Origin of the sequence: Photobacterium ganghwense, assembly GCF_017329545.1 — a bacterium.
Taxonomy (GTDB): domain Bacteria; phylum Pseudomonadota; class Gammaproteobacteria; order Enterobacterales; family Vibrionaceae; genus Photobacterium; species Photobacterium ganghwense.
Genome location: NZ_CP071327.1, coordinates 108,189 through 128,424 on the forward strand (window position 1 = coordinate 108,189; position 20,236 = coordinate 128,424).

Annotated in this window: 16 protein-coding genes; 8 read left to right on the forward strand and 8 right to left on the reverse strand. The window is 48.7% G+C overall.

What is annotated here, in order from left to right; all coding sequences use genetic code 11:
* Positions 1-98: 98 nt before the first annotated feature.
* Complete coding sequence (locus FH974_RS25715; RefSeq protein WP_207104285.1) at positions 99-5,561, forward strand: Ig-like domain-containing protein; 5,463 nt, start codon at positions 99-101, stop codon at positions 5,559-5,561.
* 97 nt (positions 5,562-5,658) lie between these two features.
* Here FH974_RS25715 and FH974_RS25720 read toward each other — a convergent pair whose 3' ends face one another.
* The 4 genes from FH974_RS25720 to FH974_RS25735 form a co-directional block, all read right to left on the reverse strand.
* Positions 5,659-6,102, reverse strand: coding sequence for a hypothetical protein (locus FH974_RS25720; protein WP_207104286.1), 444 nt, complete (start codon positions 6,100-6,102; stop codon positions 5,659-5,661).
* A 4-nt stretch (positions 6,103-6,106) separates the two neighbouring features.
* Entirely contained in the window at positions 6,107-6,319 is a 213-nt protein-coding gene (locus FH974_RS25725) for a hypothetical protein (protein WP_207104287.1), read from the reverse strand.
* Positions 6,319-7,257 (reverse strand): DNA replication terminus site-binding protein, encoded by a 939-nt coding sequence (locus FH974_RS25730; RefSeq protein ID WP_207104288.1) that lies wholly within the window; start codon positions 7,255-7,257, stop codon positions 6,319-6,321. The genes FH974_RS25725 and FH974_RS25730 overlap by 1 nt, the downstream gene beginning before the upstream one ends.
* A gap of 474 nt (positions 7,258-7,731) precedes the next feature.
* Positions 7,732-8,082, reverse strand: coding sequence for a hypothetical protein (locus tag FH974_RS25735; RefSeq protein WP_207104289.1), 351 nt, complete (start codon positions 8,080-8,082; stop codon positions 7,732-7,734).
* A 269-nt stretch (positions 8,083-8,351) separates the two neighbouring features.
* On the opposite strand from FH974_RS25735, the gene traF reads away from it, so the two are divergent.
* Genes traF through FH974_RS25750 form a run of 3 tightly spaced genes read left to right on the forward strand, consistent with a single transcriptional unit; the run spans position 8,352 to position 14,334 of the window.
* A complete protein-coding gene (gene traF / locus FH974_RS25740) occupies positions 8,352-9,341 on the forward strand; it encodes a conjugal transfer protein TraF (protein ID WP_207104290.1) in 990 nt (329 codons plus the stop codon).
* Positions 9,338-10,744 carry a conjugal transfer protein TraH gene (locus FH974_RS25745; protein ID WP_207104291.1) on the forward strand — a complete coding sequence of 469 codons (1,407 nt, stop codon included), beginning with the start codon at positions 9,338-9,340 and terminating at the stop codon, positions 10,742-10,744. The genes traF and FH974_RS25745 overlap by 4 nt, the downstream gene beginning before the upstream one ends.
* Positions 10,744-14,334 (forward strand): conjugal transfer protein TraG N-terminal domain-containing protein, encoded by a 3,591-nt coding sequence (locus FH974_RS25750; RefSeq protein ID WP_207104292.1) that lies wholly within the window; start codon positions 10,744-10,746, stop codon positions 14,332-14,334. Before FH974_RS25745 ends, FH974_RS25750 begins: the two co-directional genes overlap by 1 nt.
* A gap of 76 nt (positions 14,335-14,410) precedes the next feature.
* Here FH974_RS25750 and FH974_RS25755 read toward each other — a convergent pair whose 3' ends face one another.
* The 3 genes from FH974_RS25755 to FH974_RS25765 form a co-directional block, all read right to left on the reverse strand.
* On the reverse strand, positions 14,411-14,923 hold the full coding sequence (locus tag FH974_RS25755; RefSeq protein ID WP_207104293.1) for a hypothetical protein: 513 nt from the start codon (positions 14,921-14,923) through the stop codon (positions 14,411-14,413).
* A 172-nt stretch (positions 14,924-15,095) separates the two neighbouring features.
* Entirely contained in the window at positions 15,096-16,199 is a 1,104-nt protein-coding gene (locus tag FH974_RS25760) for a hypothetical protein (RefSeq protein WP_207104294.1), read from the reverse strand.
* A 9-nt stretch (positions 16,200-16,208) separates the two neighbouring features.
* Entirely contained in the window at positions 16,209-17,120 is a 912-nt protein-coding gene (locus FH974_RS25765) for a type 1 periplasmic-binding domain-containing protein (RefSeq protein ID WP_207104295.1), read from the reverse strand.
* Between the two features lie 529 nt (positions 17,121-17,649).
* Between FH974_RS25765 and FH974_RS25770 the strand changes: the two genes are divergently transcribed.
* The 4 genes from FH974_RS25770 to FH974_RS25785 are packed head-to-tail and all read left to right on the forward strand — an operon-like array spanning position 17,650 to position 19,649.
* Entirely contained in the window at positions 17,650-17,910 is a 261-nt protein-coding gene (locus tag FH974_RS25770; RefSeq protein WP_207104296.1) for a helix-turn-helix domain-containing protein, read from the forward strand.
* Positions 17,907-18,434, forward strand: a complete 528-nt coding sequence (locus FH974_RS25775; RefSeq protein WP_207104297.1) for a lytic transglycosylase domain-containing protein — start codon at positions 17,907-17,909, stop codon at positions 18,432-18,434. Before FH974_RS25770 ends, FH974_RS25775 begins: the two co-directional genes overlap by 4 nt.
* A gap of 22 nt (positions 18,435-18,456) precedes the next feature.
* Entirely contained in the window at positions 18,457-19,074 is a 618-nt protein-coding gene (locus FH974_RS25780; RefSeq protein ID WP_207104298.1) for a hypothetical protein, read from the forward strand.
* Entirely contained in the window at positions 19,071-19,649 is a 579-nt protein-coding gene (locus FH974_RS25785) for a FlhC family transcriptional regulator (protein WP_207104299.1), read from the forward strand. The genes FH974_RS25780 and FH974_RS25785 overlap by 4 nt, the downstream gene beginning before the upstream one ends.
* A gap of 150 nt (positions 19,650-19,799) precedes the next feature.
* Here FH974_RS25785 and FH974_RS25790 read toward each other — a convergent pair whose 3' ends face one another.
* Positions 19,800-20,219 carry an H-NS family histone-like protein gene (locus tag FH974_RS25790; RefSeq protein WP_207104300.1) on the reverse strand — a complete coding sequence of 140 codons (420 nt, stop codon included), beginning with the start codon at positions 20,217-20,219 and terminating at the stop codon, positions 19,800-19,802.
* Positions 20,220-20,236: the final 17 nt, after the last annotated feature.

Below are 20,236 nucleotides of genomic sequence, written 5' to 3' on the forward strand. Positions count from 1 at the left end.
GATTTACTGCTGGTAACCAAAATCGGCAGCATTAGAAGAACTCTCTGTGGATTGTATTGATACGTTTAACGATGGTTAAACCATGGAGACCTACATCAATGAGACTACACGCGATAGCGATTACGTTATGTGGTTGTGTGGTACTTCCCGTACAAGCTGAACTCTTGTCGACAGAGTTTCTTGATACCAATGGGAAACAACGTACCATCAGCCCTAATCAACGTTATGCCAACCCTACAGGACAAATGAGTTTTGCTTTGAGCGCTGGGATAGACCGAAGAGTACGAGTGACATTACTGGATCATGCCGGTCAACTCGTTGAACAATCTACCAGTGACTTGCTCGGCTCATCAAACCGTATTTCGGTGAACGGCAAATCATTTTACGGCGCTTATCTAAGCCTGGGCTCACCTAGCGATGGTGAGTATCAAATTAAAGCCGAAATCCTTTCAGCCGCAGGCACATCGGTACAAACCGATGTGTACCCATTAATTATCGATACCCAAAAACCTGGCTACAACAGCGTCAGAAACAACGCATCAGGATACCGGATGACCACAACGGGTGATGTCTGGAAACTGGGGAACGGTGGCAGTGGCGATTCCGTTTTCATTGTTGACGGCATACACTCAGCCACACCAATCAAGTCGGTTAAAATTCACAGCTATCGTGAAGACGGCACCTTGTATACGACCCGTGAAGCCAGTTTTGACGCAACAATATTCGAGGCGCAGGTATCATTCGAACGCTTCATCTTTCCCGATTCAGATCTGGATGAGGCATTCACCTTCACATTTGAAATTGAAGATGAAGCCGGAAACCGGATTATCACGGCCCCACAAAAGGTTTTTTACGACAATATAACGAATGCACCCAAAACGCCATTTGCGGTATTCAACCCTGATGCAACAACGGCGATTTTGCCGGGTCTGACCGGATTCGTACCATACAAAGCTGGAATGGAAGTCAGGAGCAACCCAATAGAGCTAATTTGGCAGGTGCCCCGTACCAACTGGCACCGCTACCGGGAGGGTGGTTTAACGATCACCAATGCCTTAGGCAAAAATGAAGTCGTGTATGAAGATGCTGACTACGTTTACATCTTAAACACAGCGCCATATGGCAATCTGAATGGCAACTATTGGCGGTTTAATAACTTTGGCCAGTGGGGTGGCTCATATATCAGTTACAACCTAAAACTGTCTGATAGCGCACCAGTCACGCCAAGACTAATGTCGGTCGAATACAATTTCAGCGATGTGGGATGGCGGGACTTCTACCGTTATGAAGTCGATAACAGTGTGCTTCCTGTGACAATCAATGGGGTCAAAGTTGTGGTTGAACCTCGGCCATATCCACAAGTCGCGGTACACAACGGTGAATGTACAATTCCTGTTGGAAAATCTGAATGTTTCATCGACTGGCAGTACACAATGAAAACTGGAGAAAATGGCTATTTACATGACAACGCCTCAGTTTTCGATGCGAATAGAACGCTCAGGTCCCCGCCAATGTGGGCAGAAACCCACTTTAACGATGCTTTCTATCCGGAAATAACAACAAAGTTTGAGGAATCGACCAACAAGCTAAGCGCTTTCATTCGTCAAAAAGGGAGGGGGGCATACTTCGACCGTTTGCGGTTAAAAGAATCTTGGCTTGAAGATGGCAACGGTAGAGTACTCGATGTGGCGAAGGCTAAAACAGCTGAAAATGGTGAGTACTACACCTATGAATTCGACTTGAACACTTTGCCTGAAGGGCAATTCAACCTACACGTTGTTGCACAGGAACGGCATGGTCCAAAAACACGTCAGCCGTTGTTTGAATTTACCAGTGATAACACCCCGCCGTCACTAACAGTGCATGCCCCGAGTACGATCAGTTCACTCGATGATATCACCATCACCCTGAGTGACGGGGTTGACCCAGCCCCACAACTTACGGCGATCCGTCTTGCTGGTGGCCCCTCACTGGATGATGTCCAGTTGTCCTGGCGTAGTACCGGTACCAACACTTACATGCTGGAGTATCCGGTACTTTTCCCCAGCCTCAAAACGGGCCAGGAATATCAGCTGACGGCACTGGCCAGTGATGCCCAGGGGAACATCGCCGAGCAGAAGGTGACGTTCGATTATTCCCCGCCACGGGTTGAGCTGAGTTACGGGGTCGATGGCAAAGTCCTGATCCCTGCTGTAGCGCAGGCGGTCCGGCGGAATGACGGCACCAAGGTGATCACGTCGGAGCCATACCAAATCGGGTCAACCACCATCGGTGGTACCTACCCGATCACCGCGACCCTCTCCAGCGACACGGAAATCCCGCTGACCATCAACGGTGTCACTCTCTATCCGGGCGATACCCACACGGTTGACCCGGCCTACAACTTCGGCCGCAATGCTGGACGGCTGTCATTGGATGTCGCCCCGGTTGAGGGCGAACAGATGCTGGGACAAGCCAATATATTGTTCACCACCACGGCCCCGAACGCGCCGGTACTGGTGGCTAACGTCCAGACTTGGAAACCGGCCATTGAGGTGGCCACCAACAGCGACCAGATCCGGCAGGGAATAGATCCGGTGACCCTCACAGCTCGCGCCCTGCCAGCCAGCCAGTGTCGGGTGACCGGTGATCCGGCGGTGGCCATGAAGAGTGATGTCCTGCTCAGGCCTGTGTGTCTGGTGAAGTGGGTGAACCTGCCGCACGGCATGGCAGCCGACGCCAGCAAGGCCGAAGCCCACGGCAAGCTGGTACGTGCCGACGCCCATGACCTGATGCACGAGGTGTACCTGCTGTCGGGCAACGGCGATGAAATCCTGCTGGACAGCCAGCTGCACACTCTGCAGGCGCAGCCTGCCGACAACAGCGTAGTGATGGCTCCGGCCAGCCCCGAGCAGCTGGAGAAAGTGAACATGGTGATTCAGGATATTCTGTTTACCAACAAGGTCACCAGCGACGGGGCACGCTGCCGGATCACCTTCGATCAAACTGAAGCGGTCAGTGCGGCCCCGAACAGCCACACCGACAACCGCATCTGCCTGTTTGAATGGACCGCGATCCCCGATGGGCTGACCCAGGTTGATGACGTGCCGAGGCCTGAGCTGGAAGGCCGGATTACCGAGGCCGGCGTGTATCCGGTGTCGTGGCAGCTGACCCTGTTTGCCGACGCGCAGACCCCGGTGATGGTTGCCAAGCAGACGTTTGACCTGACGGTGGTCGAGCCGCCACTACCCAACATCGGCGTTAAAGGGGTTTTTCCGCCGGTAAACGAGGAAGAAGGGATATACCTGATGGAGATGGCCGGCGGCAAGTTTGCTGATGTGCTGATCGACATTGTGGGCAGTGCTTTTGACCTGTCCGTGCAGGTTGGCAACGAGCCGGCAGTGGTCGAGTCGTTCCCGCCGTCAACGGGTACCCGGGCCGTGTCCCGCCGGATAGACCTGCCGGAAGGCAAGCTGTGGCAGGCAGTGCCGGTGACGGTGACGGTGAACTACAGTGAGATCCCGTCGTTGAAGAATACCCGTGTCCTTCACGCCTATTACCAGTCGCCGGGCAACATTAAGCCGGTGATCATGACGGAGACCGACACGGCGGTGGACAACGCGCCGCTGACACTGCAGGTGGGTATCCGTGACAACTACCGCCAGCAAGACCCGTACAATCCCGACACCATGGGGGTATGGGACGTCAAACTGGTGCGTGAAATGAACTACAACCAGACCGAGGATGTCACGGACTGGACACCAGCGCCGAGCGGTGATGTCAGTTTTGATGTTGATACCTCCCGTTTCGGGGACTCCGCCAGTGTCCGCCTGGTGGCGATGGCCAAGCTACGTTCACCTCTGGAAGATGAAGGGTTCGAGCGTATCGAGCGAGGTCACCGTACTGCGTTTTTCAGTGTGCTCAAAGGCACCGCGGTAAACGGCGAGGTACAGGTAGTGCGTGAGTCCGGGGTGGCCCCGTTTACCGGAATTTTCAAGATCAAGCTGGAAAACTACAGCGATAACCGCGCCGCCGGTACGGTGGTCTGGGAGGTGTCGTCAGACGGCGGCAACCGCTGGGAGACATACGAGCCGGCCGACCGCTATAAGATGCAGTACCGGCGGGTCTTCGAGCGGGGCAGTTATCTGGTCAGGGCGAAAATCGTCAACGCCAACAGCGGCATCGAGCAGTACACGAACACCGTCAACGTGGTGGCGTATAACGGGTACGAGCTGGATGTTGAGGGGCCGCGTTCGTTGTTTGCCACCGCCACGGGCAAGTTCACGGCAGTCGCCAAGCTGGACGGGGTGGCAGTGGAGCCGTCCGAAGTGAAGATCGAATGGTCGCACGACGGCGGGAAGACCTACACATACAGCGGCCCGACCCATAGCATCACGAGCAATGAGCTTGGGCGCCTGAAATTGTGGGCGCGGGTGAGGGACATCAACGCGCCGGACGATGACCGGGGGGCCTGGCAGGAGTGGCGCAGCTCGGTGGAGTTCAACAAGTTCAAGTCACCACGGGTGCGCCTGAGCGGCGAGCGGGTGGTTGAGGTCGGCAAGACGTATACGTTCACGGCCCAGACCAGCCTGCCATACAACTACATGAGCGAAACGCTAGTCGGGCGGTTCACCCTGCCGGATGGGCGGACTGTTGTTGGGGAAAGTGTGGAGTACACGGTGCGGGAAGAAGACCTGCAAGACCGGTACCTGCAAATTGGGTATGAGGCGGAAATCGTCGGGTACGAGGCGCAAACCGCCACCACCGTGACGCACCGAGCCCGAGCCTGGCAATACGTCTGGCCCAACTTCAGCCTGAGCCTGCGCAGCAGCGCCGCGGTGTACCCGGCCACGGTGACCGCGAGCATCCGGCCGATCGGCTTCAGCGGCAAACTGGAAGATCCGAGCTATCGCTGGCAGTTGCCGGAAGGGGTGAAGATCATCGACCAGCGTCGTCCGGAAACGGTGGTGTTTGAGGTGAGCGAGGCGGTAGACGGAGAAATCAGCGTCCAAGTGGGGGATAGCCGCCTGCATGAGACGGTGAAGACCGAGCCGCTGGTAATCGGTGAGCCGGAGCCGTATCAGGTTGCCCTGAGCCTGCATGCTGACAACCCGTACATGCGAGCCCCGCTGGGGATCCGGCTGCGTAGCCAGATTGACGGTGGCCATCCGCGGGACCGCATCGCGCAGTATGTGTTTGCGGTGAACGGGGAGGAAGAAGTGGGCAACAGTGGCTGGAAGAGCCTGACGCTGCCCGCCGGTACGCACGACATCAGCCTGACGGTGCATAGTCAGATGGGCAAGGCCGTGACAGAAACGGTTCGGGTCGAGGTGGTGCCGAACCAGCCACCGGAGTGCCGTTTGGAAAGCCGGGAGTCGTTTGGCTCGGTGATCTCCACGGCGGTATGTGATGATCCGGATGGACGGGTCCGAAACTACGCATGGGAGGTCGATGGGATACCATCGGTGGTTAAGTCGAGCCGGCTGTCGGTGTCGCTGCGTAACCACGGCGGGGTAGTGCCGCCAATCTGTGTGGTGGCCACGGACGACGGCGGGGCCGCATCAGCAACCACCTGCCTGTAAGAGAAGCAAAGAATGGAAAAGGGGCCGAAATGGCTCCTTTTTTATTAAAGGAGTACCCTGTTCGGGCAAGGACATTCAACAGTACACAAAACGGTTATCAGTAGGATTTAACGAGCAAAATGGTATCACCAATAGATTGGCCGAGCTTGATTGCTAACGTGCTGACAAAAATATCAACCACTTCTACACGTTGGAATTCAGGGACAGTTAAATAGCGGTAGTTTTGTTTGCCCAAGGAGATAGCAAAACCAATTCCACCATTATCAGCATTCGCGACACGTAAACTTTTATTTTTCTTAGTACCGTGATAACGGAAATCTATGGACTGCGTCTGTTTCACGAGAACCCGAGTGATCTCTGCTAACTCTTCCGGTTTGCATTGGAAACTCATCTTGTTTGAAAAATCAGTTTTACCGTCGACCATTGGGGCAAGTTCCAAGCCGATAGTTAGCGTACCGCGTTCGTTGAACTGCTGATTCATCTGCAGGCAGTAGGCACTATTGAAAAAGCGCAGCAACTTAAAGTTCGATTGAGTCACCACAAACTCAGTCCTTATGATGGAACGTTTTCAGCAACGCGTCGGCCTGAGACTCGCTGCATTCCTGACAGTAGGTAATATGCCCGAATAGCTCAATGAATTTCGTCGATGAACCACTAACTACCTGGCCAACGCCGTAATTGAGTGTGAACACCTGCTCTCCGACCTGAATAGGGCGTTTGCATTTGGTGCAGCAACAATAGTGCGTTTTTGAATTCATTAAGCACTCCTTACTTCACGTTGGTAGATTGAATAGTGGGGCAGGATAGGGTGGTACACGGTACGACGTTTCTTGTTTTGGCGCTGTTCGACCGGCCTCCCGCCAAAAACAAAATCGGAAGGGGGGCGGCAGACAAACTTTGGATTGTTGGTGATAACCAAAGGGCTGTGGCACTTCACTGGCCGGACTCGGCGTGCCCCTTCCTCATCACGGTATACGATACCTTGTACCGGATGTACCCGTATATCAGCAATCTGCACCAAGGAAAACCGGCCCGGATCACTCAAACGCCGTGCAAGCTGATTACAAGCGCCCTCGTAATCGAAATCTGGATCGTGCTTATGCTGGCTATCCAATAGGTCCTTTACGTACTCGACATTAATTGGGGTTGCCCGATATTGGGCGCTGGTCCAGGCAAAGTGGCAGCGGTAATCCATCTCGTTAGTCAGTTCGATGCGGCGGTGCACGGAACGCATGATGATTCCGGGATACTGCCGGCGTAAATAGCGCGTGCGCACCGCCGTGTCACTCAATAGTGTCCGGTTATAAAGGGCAAACTTCTCTTTGTAATGGTTCACTTGCGTGACAGAGTCGCGTAGCGCGGCAATGGCTGCTTCGTCCCCCACCAGGTTTAACCAGCCCAACAGTCTATCGGCACTTTTGCCAGCGGTTTCACGCTGCTGAGGCAGCCAATGGTCACGCACTAACCGGCGAAGCGCCGTTGCATTCCGCCAATGTTGTCTAACAACGGGAATATGGCAGATGGAGGTTTTGCCATCTGTCGCCAAAGCAGGTACATGCCATAACGCACTGTTAGTGGTATCGACCTCAGCGAGCAGACGGTACAAATGGTGAACTTCCTCCGTGATTAACTGATACATCTCGGCGGCATCATCTTCACGAATAAGGGTGCCATCAGGTAATTCGGCGACCAGCATCCCTTCCCCCTAAAAAGTATATATACATACTATATTGGTGATCATATAAACAGTATATGCCCGGGGACATAATCAACACAAGCGAATGACGTAACTCCCCTAAATTAAACATTAACCTTTGTGCTAAACCCCGAAAACACGAGAAAAAAGAAGAAAAAAAGAAAAAGAAAAAATAAAAAGAAGAAAAGGCGGCCTGGGTACGGGCACTGCGGCCAATGGCGGAGTGAGGTCGTAATAGCCTGACAAGGCTGGTATGTATATATACTGTTTGGGGTGTTTCCATCCTCAGGAAAAACAGGGGAAGTGTTGGCTTCCTATACAAGATTCAATTTGAGAACGTCTGGACTCTGCAGCTTATCGCTTGGCATGTAGGGGATTGGAAAGTGCCAAAACTCAATTGCTTTTTCCTTTTTTGTTCAGGTAATGGCCAAGGTAGAAATCACGCGAATTCCACCTAAAGCCAAACACTGAATATTACTGGCCAAACACTTTTGCTGCTTCCTTAGCCCATGCGTTGAGGTCATCACATACCGGTTGCTGCGCGGCGGAGCTCAGAAACCTATCATACGCACCGGGCTCACTTTCATAAGCGGTATAACCCAGAAAGAATAAATGCGAGGCCAGCAATGTCTTGTACCCGGCGACTGAAGGTGACACTGAACACTGCCTCTGCTGGATAGCCATAATGTCCCGACCTACCAGAACGCAGTTTTCACACTGTTTACTAAGTGCCGCAAGAAATCTTTCTGAAGATTGATCAGACGCAGCCGCAACCGGTATCGAGACCACAACAAACAACAAACAACTAACAACTTGATTCTTCATGAACACACTTCCTGATCATACTTACAAACGGCTTCCCAAGCCCCAGAACAGGATCGGGTTTACCGGACTACCGCAAGCTTATTGAATTCGAGCCACTGCCAGGCTGCCCGCTTTACCAAAAGTGGGCATGTTGGATTAAATTGCAACAGCATGAAGTTTCCTTTCGGTGGCCAGGATCACTGCCTTTAACCACTTTCGTCATGACTAGCGACCTGCAGCATTTTTCTACTGGGTATATTCCACTGTAATAACCGAAGAAGGATGCAGAAATGGGCATAAAATGGACTTTATTGGCAACGTCGCTGCTTACACTCATGCCTATCACAGTTGCGGTTGCCAATAATGACTTTTATCAAAATAAAGCTGAAGGCTGGTTCTGGTATGAAGTAGAACCCGAAGAAGTTGAAGAAAAAGAGCCGGAACTAACGGCCCCCCCAGCGCCTGCCCCTCAACCACTAAAAATGCCTGAGCCGAGTGAAATGAAGGCGCCACCTCCTGCTGCATTCTCTGCAGCCTGGATTCGAGAAAACTTGCCCAAGTATCTTGATTTAGCCCAGACGTCACCAACTCGTGAAAATGTGGAGCTATATCTCTACATGCAAAAGCTGGCCATCGATAACGCGACCAATTTCCAAGAAATGGCTTCTTTGCTGACCGCCGGCGACCCTTATCTTGATGAGAATACACGCTCAGCACAGTCAGAAGGGTTAATCGGTCTCCAGAAGAAAAAAGCTGAAGCCAATGCCCAACAAGTCATCACAGAACTGGCCAACCGTGTTGGTTTCTTTTTCTTTTTTTCCGGACAGAACTGTGATTTTTGCGAAGACCAAGCGCAAATCCTTGAATACCTCGAAGGCCTGCATGGCATTACCGTAATTCCAATTTCCATTGACCACCAACCTCTTGCCAACGGTTTGTATCCGTCATACCGGCTGGATGACGGACATGCGGAGAAAATGGCGGTGATGGCCCTGCCTGCTGTTTTTATGGTGACCCCGCAAGGGCAATACTATCCCGTTTCACAGGGTCCAATTTCAGTTAACCAAGCGCATCAGCGCATTATCCAGGTTGCCTACCGTGAACGTTTGATCACGGACACAGAATACTATTCGACCCAACCAGCAATAAACCACCAGTTCAACGTCAGCTCAAAGCTGCGTGAAGCTAACCTTGAACACCTCATGGATACGGAAGGTTTCATTGCACCAGACAAATTAATGCCTGCGTTACGCGATGCACTCTATGGAGACAACCAATGATAAAGAAAACACGCCTTGCAACCATCGTCTCCGCGGCAATTTGCCTGGGAGGTATGGGAACAGCCCAGGCCGGCCTACAAGAAGAAATGAACAGCGTGTTCGGTGCGATGACCAACTATACCGAGCCTGGCGTATATGAGACCCAACGGAGGGGGGTACTGGCAGGGGGCAACTTCACGATGAAGACCAAGATAGCCCGTACCAACCTGATGAATATACAGATGCCCAACTTTGAAGCTGGCTGTGGCGGCATTGAGCTTAACGGTGGTAGCTTTTCATTCATTAACCTCAGTGAAATTGTCGACACCCTTCGCCGGGTAGGTTCGAACTCAGCCGGTGTTTTCTTTCAGGTGGCCATGCATAACATTGCCCCCAACTTGGCGTCTAACATTGAAGCGTTCCAAAAGAAACTGCAGGCGCTTAACCAAATGTTTCTTGATAGCTGCCAGCTCTCCCAAGGTATTGTCAACGATACAGCAGAGGCATTTAACTTTAACACTATCAATGACACCCGCTTATCGACAGTCGCGGCAGGTATCTTCTCCGATTCCTATGAAGCTTTGAAAAGTATCGGGCAGGATCATGAAGATGCCGCGACAACCGCAGCTCCATCAAACCCCCGCGCAGCGGAAAGCCTTAAGCTACTGGTTGGTAACATGCTGTGGGATGCCTTACAAAGTACGCAAGTCCAGTCTTGGTATTCCTCGGGCAATACCGCACTTTTAGAAACCATTATGAGTATCACAGGATCCATCATCCACCATGAAAAAGACTCAGCTGGCGAAAAGGAAGAAACTTATTTGTCATCGAAGCTGGAACTTCAGGATCTCATTTTCGGGGGGGTTAAAGAAATTTTTGACTGTTCAGCCTCAACAAAGGCCGGAAAATGCCTCATCAACGACACCGACACCAAACCACACACAATCAAGGGCTACGATACCATGCTGCGCGAGGCACTTATGGGCAGTGCGCATTCAATAGGGATCATCCGCAAGTTCCAATTGAATGATGATTCACTGACACCAGAAGAAAAGAATTTATTGGTGGCGTTGCCACATGGATTGGGGGGCCTGATTCAACGGATTAGCATACTCAGTCCTGACGCCGCGTACACCCTGGTCGGTACGGCTAGCAAAGCAATTGCGCTGGATATGAGTCACATGATGTTGACCGATATGGTCAGGTCAGCCAAAACCGCGATCTATACCAGTAAAAATCCTAAAAAAACTGTGCTCATAGAGCGAATTCAGGACGTAGAGACTGGAATCAATAACCAGTTCAATGCTCTCTCCCAGGCGTATGGCACTACGTTTGACTTTATCGAACGCTACCAAATCGTCCTGAATTCCACCAGCAAAAAGCAATACACCAATGCACTCCTGACAACTGGAGGGGTGGAATAATGGCTGAATTTACTATTCACACCATAGGGAATGGAGAATTTCTGGCTGAGATCTTTAATACGGTAGCGATGATCACCGGCACCAACAGCTTTTCACGCGCAGCAGGTATTGGCCTGTTATTTGGTGTCCTGGTCGTATCGTTCCAATCGATCATTCAAGGGGCAAAGCAGTTTAATATCCACATTGCATTAGTATGCTTCCTGATGTTCTCAATGTTTTTTGGCGCACCTGCCACCGTCAAGATTGAAGACCCATTGAGTGGACGGGTGATCCCAGTCGATAACGTCCCCATTGGTGTCGCCGCGGCCGGAGGCATAATCTCATCGATCGGTTATGGCATCACAGAATTATTCGAAACCGGTTATACACTGATTGACGCATCGACAACCAAGCAACCATATAACGATGCGCTTAAGAAGTTGAATGCAGTCCGCAATCTTGGTGAAGACACTCGAGTGTTTGAGCGCATTGACGCGTTTATCGGGGGAAAGAGCTACTTCAAGAAAACCTTATATAACCATGTGCGCGAATGTACCCTTACCCGCGTCGATCTCGGTGATCTCAAAGTCAACGAGATATACACCATGAAAGCGAAAGATGTCTTAGAATTCAACAGCTCGCTCTACTACACTGAAATCCACACCGCTGCCGGCCCAATGACGGTACCTTGTAGTAACGCATCGGTATTCATCTCCAATGTGCTCACGAATGGCATTGAGTCCCCTCAGCTGGATCAGCATTTGCGGGCCTTGTTAGGGGTACCGGCATTTAATTTAGACAGTGGCCTGCAAAATATACATCAGGCAATGCAGTTGCTTGGTAAGAGCTCGACATCCGCACAGGACTATGTTGCCACCTCTATCATTGAGCCAATCTACCATCAGGCGGCACAAGGAAAATACGCCGATATGATGGACATCAGCAGCGCAATGATGGTGAACCAGGCGATTCAGCAACGTAATACCCAGTGGGCCGCTCAACAAAGCGTATTTATGAGTGTGGCACATCCCCTTATGACCTTCTTCGAGGGATTCGTTTATGCCATCACCCCGATGATGGGGATCATCATGTGCATGGGCATGCTTGGCATTCAGCTGGTCGGGAAATATTTCACAATGCTGTTGTGGATACAGCTCTGGGCTCCAGTTCTGTCTGTTACCAACTTGTATATCCACATGGCGGCCTCTGGTCGTCTCTCACAGTTTGTACCCCATGAGTTAGATAGTTTCTATGCCTTGAAATCAACAACAGAGATCATGCAGAACTATATAGCGACTGGCGGCATGCTGGCAGCGGCGACCCCAGTAATCAGCCTATTTATCATTACGGGATCCACTTATGCCTTCGCCAGTCTAGCTGGTCGTCTGGGAGGATCTGAATTCATCAAACCGACAACCACAACACCAAACACTGTTGATAACGGGCCACTCATGCAAACCGATGCCCAGCGCACCAACAATGCGATGACCGGCACCATGATGAACGGTGCAGCCGGGTTACTAGGCTCTATAAATGCTTCCAGTGCAATGAGCAGTATGGTTTCCTCAACCCAGCAGCAAAGCCGGCAAGCGACCCAACAGTTTCAGGAGCAATTCAGTAACGCTTGGAACAATGCGAAAAATAGCTCCAACAGTTTTGCCAAAATGGAATCATTGGGTAGTCAACTGTCGACAATGAATAACGAAACTGCGAGTCACATTTCATCCGCGGCTAAAGATATACAAAAGCGGTTTGGCTTGTCCGACAGACAAACTAACGCCCTTGCAGGAACATGGGCCGCCGGTGTGGCGGCAAAAGCAGATGCCGGTGATGTGCTATCAGCAATTTCTAATTTTATCCCAATAGGACGATTGGCCAACATTGCCGGCAAAGCACAAGCAAAAGTTCCTGCGCTATTGGGCTCGACTGGACTGCCTAACGTTCCAAATTTCGATCAAGCAGACAACATCAAAACAGGTTTAGAGTTGCAAGGTTCAGCCAAAGCATCTGATACTCAGAACCAGACTAAGGACAGTGCTTATACATTAGCTGACGCATTCACTAAGGGTTACCAGTATACCTCCAATCAGTCAGCCAATATGGCTAATGGCATAGCCTACACTGCGGGAACCAATAAAAATTCAGCGTGGACGGAAAATTGGGGCTTCACTGAAGGTTCACAGCTCATGAAATCAGCCTCTGATGTAAAAACCTCAACGGACAGTTATACGGATGCTAAGCAACTGGCTACGCAGGTGGGAAGCGGTGTCAGCTTCCAGGGTAAAGATCTACTTGGTTCGTTCCAAAACTCACCGCAATCTATGGAGCAAATGAATGCCGCGTTTAAAGCACATTCAACAGCGAGCATGCGGGAAGAAGCAAATACCCTCACCAATAAATTTATGCACTCCTACGGAATTCAAGAACCTCAGGCGAAAGCTCTGGCTCAAGCACATAGCCTATTGAACGCCAGAAATTATGAAGGAAAAGATCCTACAGATGGTGCTGAAGCAGCAATGAGAGCCATCAGTACCGCGACTGGTTTCAACTTAAATACCAATTCTGGTAATGAAACGGGCCCTGTATCTCCATTTGCCAACAGCGCCATTGCTGGTAATGGCCATGGTGATGTTCAAGGGAAAGTAGAGAATGGCATGTCGCATGTCGATAGAGCTGAAGTAAAAAGTCAGACCGCACCTGCAGCCAACGTCGCATCAACCCCAGTATCACTTCCAAGCAAAGTCGAAACAGCTGCGGGTGAGCAAATAGTTAAAACTGCATTTAACGACAATAAGGATCAATTGAATAGGGATGCCAGCACAGGGTATAGACAATTTAGCAATGAACGAGAATCAGAGCTGTTGGAGACGATTGCGCGTAAGCCTGCCGAAGTGAATACCGCTGCAGGTTTATTCGGCGCTGTAGACCAAACAGCCGGATACCTTTCAAATGCTGCGGAAGGGTTCATTAAACCAGTTCAAGATCTTATTGAAAATCCCAAAGCAGCTTTAAGCTCAGTGACATCAAATGCCATGGAAGCTGGTTATCGCGCCATTGAAAAAATGAATCCCGTAGCGCAAGCAAAAAATGTAGCTTCGGCAGCTATGGAATTTGTATCTAATGGTTTCGGTTCTAACGGTAGTGGTCCTACGCAGCCGCCACAGGATCTGCAACAGATGAGCTTAAATAATCAAATTGGCTTTTGGGCTGTCGCCAGTCAAACGGCAGCTGAACTAGGTGTTACTGATCAATTTATGGCTCAAAACAGGGACAATATTCGAGAGACCATGACGCGGCAAGGACTTGACCAAAACCTGACTCCGGGGCAGGCTGCTGTCTTTGCCTCAGGCTTCGTTATAGGTGGAGGCCGAGATACTGACAACAAGAACGAAGCTGCTCTTGAAATGTACCGCCAAGAGCTGGCAGCCAATGATCCACATTCCCTGATCCTAAACGGTAAAGCACATCTGTCAAAAGAAGCCCAAAATGAATTCGACACAATTGTGCCTCACCTGCAAGCAGCGTCAGGTGCAGGCAAATATGCTTCAACCTACCTAAATGAAATAAAAGCCCTGAATAATCATCGTGAGGGATTGGATGTAAAAAATTGATTTGCTAAAAATGAACAAAAAAAAGCCACCCGAGAGGTGGCTTTCTATTTTCCAAAGTCACAGAAAAACCCGATATCTAATCTGGAAAATCAGGACTGTATTCAGCTGAAGCCCCGGTTTTTCTTGGCATATAGCAATCATCCTCAAACACATCTGTATTGAGGTCATCTTCGCTAGACCGTGTTCCGGTTGTGGCAAGCCCACTAAACGGTCTGACTTGAATACACCGGATAATCAAGAGGGCTGCAGCAAGCAGTGGGTGCACAAAATAGCCGGCCAAACCCACCAGCAAAATCATACCCGTCGCACTACCTGCGGATAAATTCAAAAGGCCAGCTAAAAACGCATACAAAGCAATCAAGCCACATAAATGAACAAACAAGTATGGAATCACATAAATAATGATACCTGATGTTTTAAGATCAATAAGGCCATGCCAGTATGCTGTAATGACAATATCCGCAATTACACACAATACCAAAGCAAACAATGCTAGATACATGACGCCGCGCATCACACGCTTAAAAACCATTTTAGGGGTTACATCGAAGCCGAAAATGTATACAAAAAGTGAGTATTGACCGTTCATAACCTTTCCCTCGTGTCTTTAATAGTATTTTAACACGGACTTTTATTATGCAACCCCTTTAGCATAGTAGAACTATCCATATTTGAAGTTAATGCAGGATGAAAAATCAAAAAAATAGCCAATAGCGATATAAACCGTAATGACTATTTTTAATCAACAATCAACGATGTGCTTACAAAGCAACCTTACCTTGGTCAACCGCCTGATCTTGGCGCTCAAGTAAGTCACTTATAGTGCCCGGCAACCGAATAGGTAACTGTTCGTTTAATTCTTCTGACTTATGCTTAACTGTGACATTCAGCATCAATGTCTTTTTATCTTCCTGGGTCAGCTGGTGGTTATGAGCATGATTACGAATTGCTTCGAAGTTAATTAATGAGGTCCGATTAGCCTTTTGAAGCAAATCTGGCCAAAATGATTCAGCGACTTGCATCAATGACACCCGGTTGATAATCACGGATTCGTTCTTAAACACCATTCGCACAGACCGCGTGCTACTGTTTCCTTTCTTTATCGAGACAAAAAGCAACTCACCACTTTTATACGGATTAAAATGCCGATTGTGCTTCAAGATCTCATCAATATTCGCCAGCCTGCGTTTCAATGATTCAATGACCGTATTCAGAGAATCAACAACCAGTGTATCCTGCCTTTCCATTTGAAGTGAGTCAGTCGTTACGGATTCGGGATTATCACTACGAGCGATGTAATTACGTTGGTTAAGGAAGTAGGATATGACCACAAAAATGAACAATTCAACAATGACCAGTCCACCGAAAGTGTAGTCTTTGATATCTTGATTATCAGTACCCACCGACTGCCACGAGACACGACCGTAATTCACACCATCAATAAAGATTTGTTTGCTCCCTTCATTAGTGATATTGGCGGTTGTCTTAGTCAGCAATTTAACGGCAGTACTGTCTTGGCCACATGAAGAGAAAGTCTCAATTGTGTCATTCTGGCCAATTAACTTAATGTCCATATTCAGGCAGATAGCAAAGTTCGGAAACTGCTTCTCTACCGAAGTCAAAATGTAGTCGCTGGTGTTTCGGATTTTATCGATATCTGACAGGTAGAGGGCATCATTAAATGAGTCTGAGGCCATCCAGAGCCCAAGCACAAACTCAATGTAGTCTGAATGAGTAGAATGGTTATTCAGCGCACTAATCCGTTGAGATACAAACCATGTTATTTGCACCACCAATAGCAGGAGAACTAACAACCAGATATACGTTAATAACGAAAACTGAATTTCCCATCGTTTATTAATCATGGTCATTCCTTACAATCTGGCACGATTAGCCGGTAAGACATTGCTCACCCTGCGAATGATGATATTCCTGTCAGCAAACCCCCTCTCGTTAAACCGAAGGTGCTCAGAATCAATCAACGATTGATACTCAAGTGGTTTACCTTTCAAGTGGGCGACATTTACGCCAGTTCCGGCCAGTGAGCTTGCTAAATGAATCGCTGAGATAACGGCATCCAGCCGATATACAAAGCGCTCATCAATGGCGACTCTTTTGCAATGAGTTTTGATAAGTGCTTTAAGTCGTGGGTTAGCGATCTGCGCATCATTGAGATAACTGATTTCATAAAGCGGTTGGGAAAGAGTGACCGATCGAGGCAAATCGTTATCACTTGGGTACACCAGAACACGTCCTTTATGGTTTTTGCCCAACGCATTTACAACCCGCGTCTGCAAACTGGATTTTGTGAAGACAAAAACGGCTGTCTCTGGGTTTAGTGCTCGCTCTAAATCCTCACTGGCGTGAACATTGAAACGGTGTATTTCGGCATCCAATCCCGCTTCAAGCATCGTCTGCTTTAGTTTGGTAACCAGAGTCTTGTCATATTGGTCATAAACAATGACTACATGTTTTGCGACGGAGGGAAGGGTGAAATATTGCTGAACGATTTGGCGTGAAATACTGATTTCCGAATTAAATAAGGAGAATCCGTACTCTTTATCAACAACCTTGTACTCGTTCGCCAGGCTCAAGTAGGGTACTTTGCGTTCTGCCAGCACGCCCCCGGCTTCAATTGCCTCTTGGGTGTTAACCATTAACACAACAAAATCAACATTCTTCGCCATCAAACGCTGAACGGCTTTCTTGGTACCCAATACCGAGCCGCCCGTGGATTCAAAGGCGAATTGAACATTTGCATAGTTTTCGTCATCAATCGCGTCCAAAAAACATGAACGTACATCTTCAGATGTAACGCGACTATGTTTCGACGGAGTGAGTATTCCTATCCGGATCAAGTCATTCGACCAACAATCTGTACTGAGTAAGAGAGCACAGAGAATGACTATTAATGACCCTGTTTTTTCTATTTTAGTAGTCATAATTTTATATTAACCAGCCAACGGATTACTTATAGTTTTTTGCGCCCTGCGCACAAAGTATACAAACATAAACCCCAATGTGCACCAAATTTCAGATGCTTTGATAAATTTTCATGCACAAAATGGGATACACACCTGCATTATTAAACCCTTAATAAACAGTGGTTTAAATATAAAATAGCGAAATTACATAAACAAAATAAGACTGTTATGCCCAAATAGCACGACTAGGCATTGAGTAATATTTGAATCCGGCTTTTACTATTGACAACAGTTGTCATGTCCTGACAAGACAACAAAAAATTTCACTATTATGACAGGCATAATTCGCCATTAGATCCACAAAAGATCTCCATTACAAGGAAGACCGGGAATGACAGAGGAAAATAAGAAGATAGAAGCTGTCCCGCAGCAGGAAGAAGAGCGAAAAGCCTGGATTCTGTATCAACTCAAGATTAGACAGCTAACGCTGGCCGAACTTGCCCGACGCAACAAAGTAAGCCGACAAGTGTTATCTAAAGCTCTCACCGCCCATTCACCTCGTTGGGAAAAGATCATCGCAGAGGCAATAGATTACAAACCTGAAGATGTTTGGCCGGAAAGATTTAAACGTTATGGAGTAGCGGCAGCATGAATAAAACAGTGTTATCAATACTTGCAACGGTTTTAATCGGCACAAAATGCCATGCTTTTGACCTTACAGGTACCTATTTCTACGCCTCTGGCCAAAAACACGATGTAGACCCTACATTGCTGTTTGCTATGGCTTTAGCTGAGTCAGGTAAACGTGACGGTGGTAACGTTTCTCCTTACCCATATGCATTACGTACCCATGAGCCATTTTATCCCGGTTCCAAAATAGAGGCGGTTAAAAAACTGACTGAAATTTTCGATTCAGGCACAACAAAAGTTGATGTCGGAGTTATGCAAGTCAATGTCTACTGGCAGCGCCATCTCATCGACGACCCATTTCGTCTCCTTGACCCTGAATACAACATCGATACAGGGGCTCAGGTACTTGCAGAGAACATCCAATTAAGTAACGGCGATATTGCACTGGCCGTCAGTCGCTACAACTCTTGGACTGATCCGAGAGCTTATGCGTACAGCCAAAGGGTCATGTCCATCTACGCCAATCTCAAACAATTAGAACGCTAGGCTAGGCAAAGGAAGAGTCATTATGAGCAAGGGAATCATCCAACATGAAGAAGACAACGCATTACTTCTTAACGATGCAAGTGGTGATATCAATGTGAAGGCTATCGACATCAGCTTATGGCAATGTGCCGTACAGGCAGCACTACACAATCCGGAGCTTGCAGCGGCGCATTACCGCCTCCCGCTGGAAACGATTGCCGTATTGTCAAAAGCGACACCGCTACAGATTAACAAGCTGGCCAGCTCAACAACTTGCTCATTCGTTGTCAGAAACGATGAAAGAGAAATGATTCACAAACTGAACAAATTTTCGAAGCAGGACATTCACCATAGCACAAAGCCCATCTGGTCCTTTCAGCTGCAGTACTGGCTAACTGTTCAGCACTGCCTGTTGCGAGACCGTTTGAGTGCCAAAGTTGCTTTTGGTCTGTCCGATAATTTTCTCGATAGGCTAGAGAGTGCGACTTCGGTGGCATTGTCATATTTCATTATGGACAACGACACTATCTTCAATTTGCGATTTAGCGGCAGAACATTAAGTACCATTCTTTGCCAGGAACCCACTGAAGCCGATCACTTGAAACGTGTTCTTCAATCACTCAATGTCAATTCCCGCGACCTGGGGGGGCTTTACTCATGACAGTCAGAACTTCACATCAAGCAGAAAACGAGTTGCTTGCCCGAAAAATGCTTAAGGCAGGATTCACCACACGTACTGTTGTGATAGAAACTGGGCTACCGGACAAACGTATCCGCACGATCAACAAGCTGTTCGATGAGGCTACACTGGCAAGGATAAAGCTGAACCGAAAGTCGCATAGCACCCGGACACATGCCACCTTATTGCAGAACAAACGCCTGAGAATGCATTTGTCAGCAGGAATCCGCTTTTACCTAAGACTATTGAGCGATGACTTGGACACCGCAATGAGGATGACCAAACGCCGACGTGACATTGACTGCCTGATGAAAGCCTACTCAGCCTATAGAAGCTGCATCAAAGACATTGATGGTCAGTCACCGGAATTGGCTACCAGCAGTAACATCGTCAAAATCGATATCAATGATTTTTGGTCTATCGTCCGTGATATGTCCGAAGAAATAGTCACGATGAAAAAATGCAGCGACTGTGGATGTTCCCACTTAGTATCGGAAAGGCACATTCAAACAGACTGCCCGTTTTGTTCAAATACCCGTGAGACGGATGCCGCCTAAAGAAACTTCGCCGGCAAACAGATACACTCCAGGGATCGGAGCTGGAGTATGCTTTCCAGAGAACTCATACAAACTCTCAAAGTTACTTTCCCGCATGATTAACTCCAAAAAAATGAGGGCATGAAACATGCCCCCATGCTGAAAGTCGTACTACTTATGTTTGATGCGGAACTGCTCTAATTCGGCTGGTGATAGCCCCTGGAATACCTTTGGCCGCCGACCTCGGCCTGACCAACCAACACCATCCTTTTCATAGATAGTCTGGCTTTCGTCGTTAGTTGAGTTGTCCTTCTTTTCCGCAATCATTTGCTCTATAAAGTCGAGTTCAATGCCTTCATCAAGAAGCTCACTAAGTTTGCCCATAGTCAGACGGGATTGCTCGTTTCTGAGTTCGGCATTCTTTGACTCTTCTTCTTCGCGTTCGTCATAGAGCTCCTGCAAACGAGAGATGACATTCTTCAACTCTATAAGCGTCAGATCTTGGCAAACATACTTGATCTTGTTTTTCCTTTTCAAGACAGCAAGCACTTCGTGCTTCACCAACGCTAAATCTTTACGACTTTCAGCCATAGTTTTACATACCTATA

Bases quoted from the DNA above. Each gene is read 5' to 3' on its own strand.
- FH974_RS25735 (WP_207104289.1), bottom strand. From the start codon at position 8,082: ATGAAGAATCAAGTTGTTAGTTGTTTGTTGTTTGTTGTGGTCTCGATA.
- FH974_RS25770 (WP_207104296.1), top strand. From the start codon at position 17,650: ATGACAGAGGAAAATAAGAAGATAGAAGCTGTCCCGCAGCAGGAAGAA.
- FH974_RS25750 (WP_207104292.1), top strand. From the start codon at position 10,744: ATGGCTGAATTTACTATTCACACCATAGGGAATGGAGAATTTCTGGCT.
- FH974_RS25775 (WP_207104297.1), top strand. From the start codon at position 17,907: ATGAATAAAACAGTGTTATCAATACTTGCAACGGTTTTAATCGGCACA.
- FH974_RS25785 (WP_207104299.1), top strand. From the start codon at position 19,071: ATGACAGTCAGAACTTCACATCAAGCAGAAAACGAGTTGCTTGCCCGA.
- FH974_RS25760 (WP_207104294.1), bottom strand. From the start codon at position 16,199: ATGATTAATAAACGATGGGAAATTCAGTTTTCGTTATTAACGTATATC.
- FH974_RS25715 (WP_207104285.1), top strand. From the start codon at position 99: ATGAGACTACACGCGATAGCGATTACGTTATGTGGTTGTGTGGTACTT.
- FH974_RS25745 (WP_207104291.1), top strand. From the start codon at position 9,338: ATGATAAAGAAAACACGCCTTGCAACCATCGTCTCCGCGGCAATTTGC.
- FH974_RS25730 (WP_207104288.1), bottom strand. From the start codon at position 7,257: ATGCTGGTCGCCGAATTACCTGATGGCACCCTTATTCGTGAAGATGAT.
- FH974_RS25725 (WP_207104287.1), bottom strand. From the start codon at position 6,319: ATGAATTCAAAAACGCACTATTGTTGCTGCACCAAATGCAAACGCCCT.
- FH974_RS25780 (WP_207104298.1), top strand. From the start codon at position 18,457: ATGAGCAAGGGAATCATCCAACATGAAGAAGACAACGCATTACTTCTT.
- FH974_RS25755 (WP_207104293.1), bottom strand. From the start codon at position 14,923: ATGAACGGTCAATACTCACTTTTTGTATACATTTTCGGCTTCGATGTA.
- traF (WP_207104290.1), top strand. From the start codon at position 8,352: ATGGGCATAAAATGGACTTTATTGGCAACGTCGCTGCTTACACTCATG.
- FH974_RS25790 (WP_207104300.1), bottom strand. From the start codon at position 20,219: ATGGCTGAAAGTCGTAAAGATTTAGCGTTGGTGAAGCACGAAGTGCTT.